We start from the raw sequence: 12,635 nt of genomic DNA, 5'->3' as shown, positions 1-12,635 counted from the left end.
GGCCCCACCACGGGGTCCCTCCCCCGGCTCCTCCGGGACCTCCGCCGGCCGGGCGGCACAGGTCCGGCGATCACACGAGGTGGCCCACGTCGTTCCAGCTTTCGAGGGCCGGCTCTCCATAGGCCCAGCCCAGTACCGACAGCGACGTGGGGTTGAGGCGGATGCGCGCCGCGAAGTCGAGCGGCAGGCCCAGCCACCGGGCGCCGATCGACCGCAGTACGTGCCCATGCGCGAAGACCAGCACGTCGCGGTCCTCGCCGCGCGCCCAGGCCACCACCTCGTCGGCACGGGAGGTCACCTCGGCGAGCGTCTCCCCGCGCGGGACGCCGTCGCGCCAGATCAGCCAGCCGGGCCGCTCGGCCTGGATCTCCCGCGGCGTCAGGCCCTCGTACGCGCCGTAGTCCCACTCCATCAGCGTGTCCCAGCACATCGCGCGGTCGCCGAACCCGGCGAGCTCGCACGTCTCACGCGCGCGTGCCAGCGGGCTGGTGCGGACCTCGACCCCGGGCAGGCCGTCGAACGGCGCCCGCTGGAGCCGCTCCCCGAGCAGCTTGGCGCCGTGCCGGCCCTCGTCCAGGAGGGGAATGTCGGTCCTGCCGGTGTGCCTGCCGGACAACGACCACTCGGTCTGTCCGTGCCGGGCCAACAGGATGCGCGGTGCCATGGAGAACCTTCCGGAAAAAGTCGGATCTTCGGACGGAATCACTCCATCATCGCGCACGCCGTCCGGTGGCAACCCGGGGGGCGGTGCCCGCGTCTATCAGGGCCGGGGGCACCCCGAGGTGATCGGGTCGGGCACCGTAAAGTGGCACAACTGTCCGGGTACCGCCGGGCGGAGCAGCACGGGGAAACGCCATGACGCGATGAACCGCGATGAATGTGATGAACGGGGAGGGGCATCGGATGCCGCAGACCGAGGCACCGGCACGGCGCACCGAGACGGCCCCGCGCACCCGGCTGCGCTGGTGGACCGAGCTGCCGCTGATCCTGCTGGTGTACGGCTGCTACTCGGCGGGCCGGCTGCTGGCCCGGGGCGACGTCTCCGCGGCCGTCGACCACGGCCTGGCGCTCCTGCGCGTCGAGAAGCTGCTCCACCTCAACGCGGAGCACCCCCTCAACCGCCTGTTCACCCGGGAGCCGTGGCTGGGCGTCCCCGCCGACTTCTGGTACGCGTCGCTGCACTACCTGGTGACCCCGCTCATCCTGGTGTGGCTGTTCAGGGCGCGCACCACGCACTACCGGATGGCCCGCACCTGGCTGATGACGTCCACGTTCATCGGCCTGATCGGCTTCACCCTGCTGCCCACCTGCCCGCCCCGCCTGCTCTCCCCGGACCACGGCTTCGTGGACACGATGGCCCAGTACAGCTCGTACGGCTGGTGGGGCGGCGAGGCCAGCGCGCCACGGGGGCTGGGCGGTATGACCAACCAGTACGCGGCCATGCCGAGCCTGCACGTGGGCTGGGCCCTGTGGTGCGGAGTGATGCTGTGGCGGCACGGCGGCACGCGCACGGCGAAGGCGGCGGGCGTCGCCTATCCGCTGCTGACCGCGCTGGTCGTGATGGGCACCGCGAACCACTACCTCCTGGACGCGGTCGCGGGCGTGGCCGTCATGGGGCTCGGGATGCTGCTCGCGCCGTTCGTGATGCGGGGCGCGGACCGGGCCAAGGCGCTGCTGGCCCCCCGGGCCACGGCCGTCGCGGGGGACCCGGGCGCCGCGGGTTCCCCGATTGTCAGTGGCGAATGCCAGACTTCGGCGGGTGAGCACATTCCACGGCAGCGCGAAGCAGGGTCCGGCCCCGGAGCCGAACCGGGTGCCGTCCCCGAGGATGCCGGAGACGACGCCCCGGCCTGGGGTCCTGCCCGCCCGAGCGAAGTCGAGAGCCTCGGGAAGGCTCGCTGAGCTGCGCGGGCCCGGCGTACCGGCCCGGGCCCTTGACGCCCGAGCCCTGGCCGCGCTGGCCGCGAACCCCGGCTGCGGACGGCGCGCCGTCCTGGACGGCGCGTGCGTGGACAAGGCGGTGCTGGCCGAGGCGCTGGGCGCGCCCGCCGTGTTCGGGCAGTCGCAGTTCGCCTTCATGCGGGGCAACGCGTTCGAGGCGCGGGTCAAGGCCGACGGCGGCGCCGAGCTGCTGAGGCTCGCGCACACCAGGCTGGACCCGGGCGCCGAGCCGCCGCGGGAGGGCCGGGTGCCCGACCTGAGCGCCGTCGGCCCCGAAGGGCGTACGGCGCGTACGGCGCTGGCGCTGCGCGAGGCGACGCGGGCGGGCGCCTGGACGCTCCTCGACCATCCGATGCTCGCCCTGGAGGTGGCGGGCTCGCCCGCCTATCTGGAGCCGGACGCGGTGGTGGTGCACCCGGACGGCAGCTGGACGGTCGTGGAGATCAAGTCCTTCCCGATGCTGGACGGCTCCGCCGACCCGGCCAAGGTGGGCGCGGCCGCCCGGCAGGCGGCGGTGTACGTGCTGGCGCTGGAGGACGTCGCCGCGCGCCTCGACCCGGTCCCGCGCGTACGGCACCGGGTGCTCCTGGTGTGCCCCAAGGACTTCTCCAACCTGCCGACCGCGTCCGCCGTCGACGTCCGCAAGCAGCGCGCGGTGACCTCCCGCCAGCTGACCCGGCTGACCCGTGTCGAGGACATCGCCGCCGCCCTGCCCGAGGGCGTGTCCTTCTCCCCCGAGCAGTCCCCGCGGGAGCTGACGGCCGCGGTGGAAGCGGTCCCGGCGACGTACGCGCCCGAGTGCCTGGCCACGTGCGAGCTGGCGTTCCACTGCCGTGCGCGGTCCCGCGCACAGGGCGCGGTGACGACGCTGGGCCGCTCGGTCCGCGCCGAACTGGGCGGCCTGTCGACGGTCGAGGACGTGCTGGCGGCCGCCCACGGCGCGGCGGGCGACCCGGACGACCCGGCGGTGGCGGCCCTGCGCCGGGCCGCCGTGCTGCGGGCCGAGGCCCTGGAGCCGGCCGGGCGGGAGGCGCTGTGTCGCTGATCGCCACCCTGGGCCGTCTGGAGGCCGTGCGGACCGGGCGGGCCCAGCCCGCCGCGACCGTCCGGCACCGACGTCTGTCCACGCGGCCGCTGGTGTTCGTGCCGCTCACCACCGCCGGTGAGGCGGGCGCCCCGCTCGGCGCGCTGGTCGGCACGGACCGTGACGCGCCGCGGCTGCTGGCCGTGCCGCAGCCCCGCGACCGCGACCTGCGGTTCGCGTTCCTCGCCGAACTGGCCGACGTGATCCTGCCGTACATCGACTCCTGCGCCGACGCCGTCGAGGCCGCCGAGCGCAGCGAGACCGACCCGGAGAGCGGCAAGCGGGTCAAGGTCGAGGTGGAGCTGTGCGCGGACGCGCCCCAGCTGATCGTGCCGAGCCGCGCGGGCATCGACTTCGTACGGCTGCTCGGGCGCTCCATGCGTTTCCGGCGCACCGCGGAGCAGGACCCGCAGACGCCGCACCCGGCGCCGCCCAGGGTGCCGTTGCTGGGGCGGTGGCTGACCCACTTCGGGGAGCGGGCCCGGGTGCCCGGCTCCTCGCTGCTGCCGGCGATGACCGACCTGCTGGCCCGGCACTGGACGACCGGCCAGTCCAGCCTGGAGGACCAGCACCTGGCGGCGCTGCTCGCGTGGATCGACCCGCCGGACGGCGGGTCGGGCGCCGAGGCCGCGCTGCGGGCCGAGCTGGCGCGCACCGCCGACGGCCAGCTGGAGTGCCCGCCCGCGGGCCCCGCCACCGATCCGGCCTTCGACAACAAGCTGCTGGCACCCGCGATCGAGCGCTACGACCGCGCCCGGACCGCCCTCGCCGCCGCCGAGGACGGCCTTCAGGCCGACGCGCGGCTGGGCGCCCTCACCGCGGCCGAGCAGGGGATCCGCGACCTGGTCGCGCGGTGCGCCCTGCCCACCTGGGAGAACGTCTGGCGCGGCCTGGACCTGCTGCGGGCGCTGCCCGAGGGCGCGCACGTCGAGGAGCGCTGGACGCGCGACCGCTGGTCGTTCACCGGCCATCGCGACCGCGTCCGGGCCGGCGAGCCGCCGCAGCCGCGCCGCGACGACGCGGTCACCGCGGCGAACAAGCTGGCCACGCGCGAGCGCGAGCAGGCCCGCCTGGAAGCCCAGGAGGCGCTGGACGACCCGCTGGTCATGGCGGGGCGGCGGCTGGCGGGGGAGGCGTTCGCGGGCGAGGTCACGGACGTCGTCGCGGCGTACAGCGAGGGGAAGCGGCCCAGTCCGCGCCCGCTGGTCACCGTGCGCACCGACGACCGGCCGCACCTGGGCGAGCGGGCCAGGGCGTACCGCTCGCTGGACGGCAAGCCGCAGTCGGCGGAGGTCGTCGCCGTCGAGGAGGACGACGCCCAGGGCGCGCTGGTTGTCCTGCGAATCCTGGACCGGATGGGCCGCGGCAGGGAACCCGCGGCCGGTTCCGTGCCGGAGAAGGGTGACCGCCTGTGCTTCACCCTCTTCGAACACGAGCAGCGCGGCGGCGCGAAGCTGCCCGACCCGGAGCAGACCCCGTGGACGCACGGTGGCCCGCCGGGCGAGGAGAGCACGCCTCAGGCCCCGGACCCGGTGACCGAGGAGGATCTGCTGTGACCGCCCCCGCCCAGGACCCCGCGGTCGGCCCCGCCGGCCTCCGGACGCCTTTCGACCCCGGGGCGGCGGCCGCCCGCGCGACCGACGCGATCCTCCGCGACACCCTGCACGGCGCGCACCGCGGGGTCGTCGTCGACTCCCCGCCCGGCGCCGGGAAGTCGACGCTGGTGGTGCGCGCGGCGCTGGAGCTGGCCGCCGCGGGACGGCCGCTGATGGTGGTCGCGCAGACCAACGCCCAGGTCGACGACCTGGTGCTGCGGCTGGCGGAGAAGAATCCCGACCTGCCCGTGGGCCGGCTGCACAGCAGCGACACCGACCCCTACGACAAGGCGCTCGACGGCCTGCCGAACGTGCGGAAGTCGGCGAAGGCCGCCGACCTCGCCGGACTCGACGTAGTCGTGTCGACCGCCGCGAAGTGGGCGCATGTGAAGGTCGACGAGCCGTGGCGGCACGCGATCGTCGACGAGGCGTACCAGATGCGCTCGGACGCCCTGCTCGCGGTGGCCGGGCTGTTCGAACGGGCGTTGTTCGTGGGCGATCCGGGCCAGCTGGACCCGTTCGCGATCGTCGGCAGCGAGCAGTGGGCGGGCCTGTCCTACGACCCGTCGGCGTCCGCGGTGACGACCCTGCTGGCCCACAACCCGCAGCTGCCCCAGCACCGGCTGCCGGTGTCCTGGCGGCTTCCGGCGTCGGCGGCGCCGCTGGTCTCCGACGCGTTCTACCCGTACACGCCGTTCCGCAGCGGCACGTCGGCCGGGGACCGTCGGCTGACGTTCGCCGTCCCCTCGGACGGCTCGGGTCCCGACCGGGTGCTCGACGAGGCCGCCGAGTCCGGCTGGGGCCTGCTGGAGCTGCCCGCGCGGCACACCCCGCGCACCGATCCGGAGGCGGTGCGGGCGGTGGCGGCGGTCGTACGGCGACTGCTGGAGCGGGGCGGTGCGGCCGTCTCGGAGCGGTCTTCGGACCCGGCGCCGCTGACCGCCGACCGGATCGCGGTCGGCACGGCGCACCGGGACCAGGCGGCCGCCGTGCGCGCGGCGCTGGCGGAACTGGGCGTGACGGATGTCGCCGTGGACACGGCGAATCGGCTCCAGGGCCGTGAGTTCGACGTCACGGTCGTCCTGCACCCGCTCTCCGGCCGCCCCGACGCCACCGCCTTCCACCTGGAGACGGGCCGCCTGTGCGTCCTCGCCTCCCGCCACCGGCACGCCTGCGTCGTGGTGTGCCGCGCGGGGGTGACCGACCTCCTGGACAACCACCCGTCGACGGACCCGGTCCAGCTGGGGGTGACGGTGAAGTTCCCGGACGGCTGGGAAGCCAACCACGCGGTCCTGGCCCACCTGCGGGAACACCGGGTGGCGTGGCGGCCGTGAGGACGCCGCCGGAGGCGGCCGATGGTTACAGCCCCCGACGGCTGGGAAGCCAACCACGCGGTCCTTCCTGGCCCATCTGCGGGAACACCGGGTGGCCTGGCGGCCGTGAGGAGTTGACGGGGGGAAGCCGGCCGCACCCTTGCGTTCGCGGGAGACAATGAAGGGTGGCCCTTTCACAGGGCGGTGTCATCCGAACCGTACGAGGAGGTCCAGACATGGCGGAGCCAACGCCGCGTCGTGACGAACCGCGGCTACGCCCCGCGCCCCTGCTCTTCGAGCCCGCCGAGGCGGCCGCCGACCCCGAGCACTTCTTCGACCTGGAGTCGATCGACGATCCGCGGGCACTGCTCGCACGGGCGACGGAGCTGACGCTCGCGTTCCGCGCGGCGGCCGACCGGGCGGTGGAGTTCCAGGCGATCGCGGCGGCGCAGCTCGCCGACCCGCGGCGGTTCGACCGGCTGACCCCGGCGGCCATCGCCGAGCGGGCGGACTGGACCGAGGACTACGCCAAGAGGATGGTGGAGTTCGGGCGGGATCTGCTCAGCGGAGCCGAGGGCGGCGTGCACGCCAACCCGGCCGACCCCGTCTGATCCCCCGATCCCCTCCCCTGATCCCCGATCCCGTCCCCCACTCCTCCCGCTTCCCCCGGCTCTGGCATATGCCGAGCGCGCAAGATACCCCGATCCCCACCTTGTCGTCCCGGTTTCCCGCAACCCTGTGGAATCACCTGCTCACAACAGGTAGATATATCCGCCATGAGCCGCACCGGGAACGAACCCTTCGTCGCCCACCTCGACCCGTGGGCAGCACAGCGCTCCAACGCCTCGGGCGTCACCGCGGACGGCGCCGCCTGGCTGGCCTCGGCGGGCGCGTATCCCCGCAGCACGCTCGCCCTCTGGCGGGAACGGCCGGACGCGCCGGTCGTCCTGCCCTGCGGCACCGCCTTCGACGTCGTAAACGTGCCCGCGATCTTCGGCCGCCGGATGCTGGACCGGCTGTGGGACGAGGGCCCGGGGTCGGGCCCGGTCGCCGTCCACCGGGGCCGGATGCTGCTCTTCGCCGCGCCGGGCACCGCGCACCGGCTGCCCTCGCTGCTGGAGTGGGAGGAGTGGGGGTCCCGGGGCCGGGAGGCCGGCCGCGGGGAGGGCATCCCGCCCCTGCTGTGCCACGGCAACGGCGACGCGGTGACCCTCCCCGCCCCGTCCGGCGACGCCCTGTCCGACGACACCCTCGCCGCACGGCCGGCCTCCCGCTGGCTCGTCGCCCCGGACACCCGTCACCCCTGGCTGCCGGGCCCGGAGATCATGCTCTGGGCGGCCGTACGGGCCGCCCGCGCGGCGGTGCGGATATCGATTTTTCCTCCCAGCGACCAGGATGCTAAGGTCTACGACGTCAGCAGGCGCCGCTAGCTCAGTTGGTTAGAGCAGCTGACTCTTAATCAGCGGGTCCGGGGTTCGAGTCCCTGGCGGCGCACGACGACGATGGCGAGACAGGGTCGCGGACAGCGAACCGGTCTCGCCATCGCTGTGTCGTCTTCACCGCGCCGCTTTCACCGTGCCGTCATCGCCACGTGTGCGACAGATGCTCCCCCTGTGCACGCCAGGCGTCACACCGAGCTGATCTTGACGGTGTACGCACCGGACGCCGTACGGTTCTCCACCTCCACCCGGACCCCATCGCCCGGCACGGTGAAGCTCTCCCCCACGTCGATCGGGGCGTCGGCGAGCGCGGGCTGGACCGAGGTCTCCTCGCAGGCCCCGGTGTGCGGATGGGCGTCGATCACCTCGATCGGGCCGCCACCGGACTCCGCCCCGCTGCGCACCCGGTACACCAGCACCCCCTGCCGGCACCCGCGCACGTCGTTGCCCACCGACGCCCGCGCCTCGATGGCCAGCACACTGTCGCTCCCGGTGCGCACCACCACCAGCTTCGTTCCGCTGCCGAGCCCGAACAGCGGCGATCCGGCGGCGGACGTCCCCGAAGAGCCCGCGCTCGCCGGACCCACCTCCACCGGCTCCAGGGTCACCCGGGTCGGCCCCCTTCCCCACACGCAGGTCACCTGGCGGGGGTCCAGCCACCCGAGCTTCCACTTGTGCCAGGCGAACAGGTCGGGCGAAAGACCGAACTGGCTGCCCATCAGGTCCCAGTCCCCGACGTAGGTGTCCCAGTCGCCCTTGCCGTCGGCGGGCCGGTGGTAAAGGTCGGGCAGGTCGAAGACGTGCCCCGACTCGTGGGCGAGCACCAGCCGGTCCGGCGGATGCCGTTCGAAGACGGTCACCACCTGCCGGAACTCCTTGCCGTCGGCCCGCAGCGGAGTGTCCAGGTTGACGACCTTCGTCGCGTCCGAGTCGACGCCGGGCGCGTCCGGGTCGGCGACGAAGTAGACGATGTCGTAGCGCGAGAAGTCGACCTGGGGGTCGGCCACGGCGAGCGCGTCCCGCAGATACGCCGTGCGGTCCCGGGCGTTCCAGTCACGGCGCACGGCGTACGCGGTGGACGGGCGCGGCATCCGGAGCCAGCGCCGCAGCGGGTGGGCGCGCAGGGTGAACCTGCCGAAGGACGCCTGTTCGTAGTACCGGCTGGTGGCCGGGAAGTGGTCGGCGGCGAGTTCGGCCGGGGTGGTGCGCGGGGTGGAGTCCGGGAACGACAGGAACACCATGACGGCGTCCCGCGTACCGACCGGCTGTACGTAGGAGGGGTTCCAGGTGTCCAGCCCCTCCGAGTGGTGGGCGTCCGTGCGTTGCAGGGCGCAGGGCGCGGTGGAGTACGGCCCGGCGGCCGACGCCCCGCCCAGGATCGAGGTGGCGGCGACCGCCGACATGGTGGTGAACACGGCTGTGGTGCTCCGCAGCCGGGGACGCGCCCCGGCCCGGTTCAGCGCCCCGAGGACGCCACGGCCGAGCGCCTTCGGGGGCAGCTGACACGGCACGGGGACCTCCGGGGCGGTTCGCGGGACACCGAACCCAGCCTGTGCGAGTTTGGAGGGGTACGCCCTGTTTGTCTGCACCGGAAGGGTGAGGGACGCGAGTTCACGGCAGGACGGCCCGGCGTGGGACCGGGGGAACGACATCCCCGAGCTGCTCACGGAACGTCACAAACGGTCAGCGACAAAAGGAACCGATGCGGGTGTGATCGGAAACGATCCGGGCGAGCGGCCGGTCGCCGCGCGGGAGCGGCGCGCGGCTGGAAGGGGTTCGCCGACGGCATCTATGATCGACATACTTTCCCTGCACTTTCCTGCGCGGACACGGGCCGGGCCGCCGTCCTCCAGCCGGCCGGCCACCCCGACCAGACCGATAAGAAGACCGAGTGCACTGTGGGAGCGAGCGGTGAGCGGAACGTCCGAAGGGCCGACGCCCGCGGCAGCCTTCATGCGACCTACTGTCACGGACAGTGACACGACCGGGGCTCCGGGTGCGGACCCGGTCGCGGCCGCCGCCGCCGAGCGGGCCGTCGCTCCGGCCGCGCCCGCGCCCTGCGGCACCGGTCCCGCGGGGTTCCTCCCCGTCCGCGGCCTCACCCCGATGGCGCAACCGGCTCCCGCCATCCATGGATTCACCGTCCTGGCCGAATCCGCGCCCGCGGTCGTGGACCTGCTCGGGTCCACACCCCCACCGGTCCGCACCACCCCGGAACCCATCCCGGAGTCAGCGCCGGAGCCGGCCCCGGAATCCGTCCTTGAACCGGCCCCGGTCTCCGCCCTGGAACCGGTCCCGAACCCCTCCCCCCTGAGCGCCGCCCCGCACGCCGTCCCGGAATCCGGCCCGGCCACCGGGGCGGAGCGCCCCTTCCGGTCCGCCTTCCGCGCGGCGCCGCTGGCGATGGCCGTCGTCGACCACGAGGGCCTGGTCGTCAGCGCCAACGAGACCTTCGGCGCGCTCTTCGGCGCCGGCCCCGACGAACTGGCCGGGCAGCCCGCCGCCGATCTGGTGGACCTGGCCTCCGACACCCGCACCCGGCACGCCTACGCCGAGGTGCTGCGCGGCCGGCAGGCCCGGCTGCGCTGCGCCCGCCGGCTCAAGCACCCCGACGGCCACCCGCTGTGGGTCCAGGTCACGGTCGCGCCCCTGACCCCCAATTCCCCGGGCGTGCTGCTGTCCGTGGCCGACATCAGCGCCCGGCGCGAACTCCAGGCCCGGCTGCGGCACGTGAAGGGCCACGACCCGGTGACCCTGCTGCCCAACCGCACCCTGTTCTTCGAGCGCCTGTCGGCCGCGCTGGAGTCGGAGTCGTACGAGCGCGGCGGGAGCGGCCGGGTCGGCCTGTGCTACCTGGACCTCGACGGCTTCAAGGCGGTCAACGACACCCTCGGCCACCGCGTCGGCGACCGGCTGCTCGCCGGGGTGGCGGAACGGCTGACCCGGTGCGCGGACGAGGCCGGCCACGGCCGGACGAGCACGCCGCTGGTGGCCAGGCTCGGCGGCGACGAGTTCGCGCTGCTCGTCGAGGACTCGACCGGCACCGAGCAGCTCGCGGAGCTGGCCGAGTCGGTGCTCTCGGCGCTCCAGGAGCCCTTCGAGGTCGCCGGCCGGCGCCTGTCGGTGTCGGCGTCCATCGGCGTGGTCGAGCGGCACGCGGCCGGTTCGTCGGCCACCGCGCTGATGCAGGCCGCCGACACGACGCTGTACTGGGCGAAGGCGGACGGCAGGGCCCGCTGGACCCTGTTCGACCCGGAGCGCAACGCGCACCGCATGACCCGTCAGGCCCTGGTCTCCACGCTGCGCGCGGCCGTCGAACGCGGCGAGTTCGCCCTGGAGTACCAGCCGCTGGTCGGCATGGAGGACGGACGGCTGCGCGGGGTCGAGGCCCTCGTCCGCTGGCGCCACCCGCAGTTCGGCACGCTCACGCCGAATCGGTTCATCGCGCTGGCGGAGGAGGACGGCTCGATCGTGCCGCTCGGCCGCTGGATCCTGGCCACCGCCTGCGGCCAGGCCCGCCGCTGGCAGCTGGACCATCCGGACGAGCCGCCGATCTTCGTCAGCGTCAACGTGGCCGTCCGCCAGGTGTGGGACTCCGACCTGGTCGCGGACGTGGCCGGGGTACTCGCCGAGACCGGTCTGGCGCCGCACCTGCTCCAGCTGGAGCTGACCGAGTCGGCCGTGATGGGCTCGGCCGGCCGGCCGCTCGAAGCGCTGCGGTCCCTGAACGACATGGGCGTGCACATCGCCATCGACGACTTCGGCACCGGGTACTCCAACCTCGCCTATCTCAGCCGCCTGCCGGTGTCGGCGCTGAAGCTGGACGGCTCCTTCGTACGGGGGTTCCAGCACGAGGAGCCGGAGGGCGCGGCGAGCCGGCCGAGCCCCGCGGACGAGGTCATCGTCGAGGCGATGATCCAGCTCGCCCACCGGTTGGGGCTGACCGTCACGGCGGAGTGCGTGGAGACGTCCGACCAGGCGAGCAGGCTGCGCCGGATCGGCTGCGACACCGGGCAGGGGTGGCTGTACTCCCGCCCGGTGCCGCCCGACCGCATCTCCGAGCTGCTGGGCGACCGGGCCTGAGGCTGCTCAGGCGGCCGGCAGTCCGTAGGCGTCCGCGATGAGTTCGTAGCTGCGCAGGCGTACGGCGCCGCTGTGCGCGTTGCTCGTGATCATCAACTCGTCGGCGCCGGTGCGCTTGTGCAGGTCGTCGAGGCCGGAGCGGACCTCGTCGGGGGTGCCGTGGACGACGTTGGCGTTCCAGGACTCGACGAACTCCCGCTCCATCGAGCTGAACGCGTACGCCTCCGCCTCCTCGGGGGTGGGCACGAGGCCGGGGCGGCCGGTGCGCAGCCGGACCATGTTCAGGGCGGCGGCCAGCACCTGGCGGCGTGCCTCGCGCTCGTCCTCGGTGGCGAGGGCCGCGACGCCGATGAGGGCGTACGGGGTGTCGAGCACCGCGCTGGGACGGAACGACTCGCGGTAGAGGTCGAGGGCCGGGACGGTGTTCTGCGCGGAGAAGTGGTGGGCGAAGGCGAACGGGAGGCCGAGGGTGCCGGCCAGGCGGGCGCTGAAGCCGGAGGAGCCGAGCAGCCAGACCGGCGGGCGGTGCCGGGACTGCACGCCACCCGGAGAGGTGGCCTGGACCGGGCCGGGCACGGCGTGGATACGGCGGTAGGGGTGGCCGTCGGGGAAGTCGTCGTCGAGGAAGCGGATCAGCTCGGCGAGCTGCTGGGGGAAGTCGTCGGCGCTCCGATCGATGGGGTCGGTGCGGCGCAGGGCGGCGGCGGTGGCGCCGTCCGTGCCGGGGGCGCGGCCGAGGCCCAGGTCGACACGGCCCGGGGCCATGGCCTCCAGGGTGCCGAACTGCTCCGCGATGACCAGCGGGGCGTGGTTGGGCAGCATGACGCCGCCGGAGCCGAGGCGGATCCGGTCGGTGTGGGCGGCGAGGTGGGCGAGGATCACCGCCGGTGAGGAGGAGGCGACACCCGGCATCGAGTGGTGCTCGGCGACCCAGTAGCGGTGGTAGCCGCGACTTTCCGTGGTTTTCGACAGAGCGACACTGGTGCGCAGCGCGTCGGTGGCGGTGTGCCCCGCGCCCACGGTCACCAGGTCCAGTACGGACAGGGGTACCGGGGCGGTCCCGTGTGCCGTGCCCCTGATCTCGTCTACCGCCACGGGTGCCTCCAGCTGGTTGACCGTTCACTTTCCTGACCGGGGTCAACAGGGCACCGCTGTCGTTTGTTCCTTCGTCCCCCGCCCG

Annotated in this window: 10 protein-coding genes and 1 tRNA gene; 8 read left to right on the top strand and 3 right to left on the bottom strand. The window is 74.1% G+C overall.

Going from position 1 to position 12,635, the window contains the following annotated elements; genetic code table 11:
* Nucleotides 1-70 precede the first annotated feature (70 nt).
* A complete protein-coding gene (locus ACIHCX_RS28275) occupies nucleotides 71-664 on the bottom strand; it encodes a histidine phosphatase family protein (protein ID WP_400034289.1) in 594 nt (197 codons plus the stop codon).
* Nucleotides 665-903: 239 nt separating this feature from the next.
* Between ACIHCX_RS28275 and ACIHCX_RS28270 the strand changes: the two genes are divergently transcribed.
* From ACIHCX_RS28270 to ACIHCX_RS28240, 7 genes are all read left to right on the top strand, one after another.
* Nucleotides 904-1,902 carry a phosphatase PAP2 family protein gene (locus tag ACIHCX_RS28270; RefSeq protein WP_400034287.1) on the top strand — a complete coding sequence of 333 codons (999 nt, stop codon included), beginning with the start codon at nucleotides 904-906 and terminating at the stop codon, nucleotides 1,900-1,902.
* Nucleotides 1,829-2,986, top strand: a complete 1,158-nt coding sequence (locus ACIHCX_RS28265; RefSeq protein ID WP_400034285.1) for a hypothetical protein — start codon at nucleotides 1,829-1,831, stop codon at nucleotides 2,984-2,986. Before ACIHCX_RS28270 ends, ACIHCX_RS28265 begins: the two co-directional genes overlap by 74 nt.
* Nucleotides 2,977-4,581 (top strand): hypothetical protein, encoded by a 1,605-nt coding sequence (locus tag ACIHCX_RS28260; RefSeq protein ID WP_400034283.1) that lies wholly within the window; start codon nucleotides 2,977-2,979, stop codon nucleotides 4,579-4,581. The genes ACIHCX_RS28265 and ACIHCX_RS28260 overlap by 10 nt, the downstream gene beginning before the upstream one ends.
* Nucleotides 4,578-5,954 (top strand): AAA domain-containing protein, encoded by a 1,377-nt coding sequence (locus ACIHCX_RS28255; protein WP_400034281.1) that lies wholly within the window; start codon nucleotides 4,578-4,580, stop codon nucleotides 5,952-5,954. Before ACIHCX_RS28260 ends, ACIHCX_RS28255 begins: the two co-directional genes overlap by 4 nt.
* Before the next feature lie 215 nt (nucleotides 5,955-6,169).
* A complete protein-coding gene (locus tag ACIHCX_RS28250; RefSeq protein ID WP_376396164.1) occupies nucleotides 6,170-6,544 on the top strand; it encodes a hypothetical protein in 375 nt (124 codons plus the stop codon).
* A 165-nt stretch (nucleotides 6,545-6,709) separates the two neighbouring features.
* Nucleotides 6,710-7,363, top strand: a complete 654-nt coding sequence (locus ACIHCX_RS28245; protein WP_400034279.1) for a bifunctional DNA primase/polymerase — start codon at nucleotides 6,710-6,712, stop codon at nucleotides 7,361-7,363.
* Nucleotides 7,354-7,427: transfer RNA gene (locus ACIHCX_RS28240), tRNA-Lys, on the top strand. Before ACIHCX_RS28245 ends, ACIHCX_RS28240 begins: the two co-directional genes overlap by 10 nt.
* A 133-nt stretch (nucleotides 7,428-7,560) precedes the next feature.
* On the opposite strand, the gene ACIHCX_RS28235 is transcribed toward ACIHCX_RS28240, so the two are convergent.
* Nucleotides 7,561-8,883 carry a M6 family metalloprotease domain-containing protein gene (locus ACIHCX_RS28235; RefSeq protein WP_400034277.1) on the bottom strand — a complete coding sequence of 441 codons (1,323 nt, stop codon included), beginning with the start codon at nucleotides 8,881-8,883 and terminating at the stop codon, nucleotides 7,561-7,563.
* Nucleotides 8,884-9,325: 442 nt separating this feature from the next.
* Here ACIHCX_RS28235 and ACIHCX_RS28230 point away from each other — a divergent pair, with 442 nt between their 5' ends.
* Entirely contained in the window at nucleotides 9,326-11,455 is a 2,130-nt protein-coding gene (locus ACIHCX_RS28230; RefSeq protein WP_400034275.1) for an EAL domain-containing protein, read from the top strand.
* A gap of 6 nt (nucleotides 11,456-11,461) precedes the next feature.
* Here ACIHCX_RS28230 and ACIHCX_RS28225 read toward each other — a convergent pair whose 3' ends face one another.
* Nucleotides 11,462-12,550, bottom strand: coding sequence for an LLM class flavin-dependent oxidoreductase (locus ACIHCX_RS28225; protein WP_400034273.1), 1,089 nt, complete (start codon nucleotides 12,548-12,550; stop codon nucleotides 11,462-11,464).
* Nucleotides 12,551-12,635 lie beyond the last annotated feature (85 nt).

It is taken from the genome of Streptomyces sp. NPDC052043 (assembly GCF_044548235.1).
In the GTDB taxonomy this organism is placed as follows: domain Bacteria; phylum Actinomycetota; class Actinomycetes; order Streptomycetales; family Streptomycetaceae; genus Streptomyces.
The sequence above is the reverse complement of the archived record's forward strand: the minus strand, read 5'-3'. Positions and strand labels throughout refer to the sequence as shown.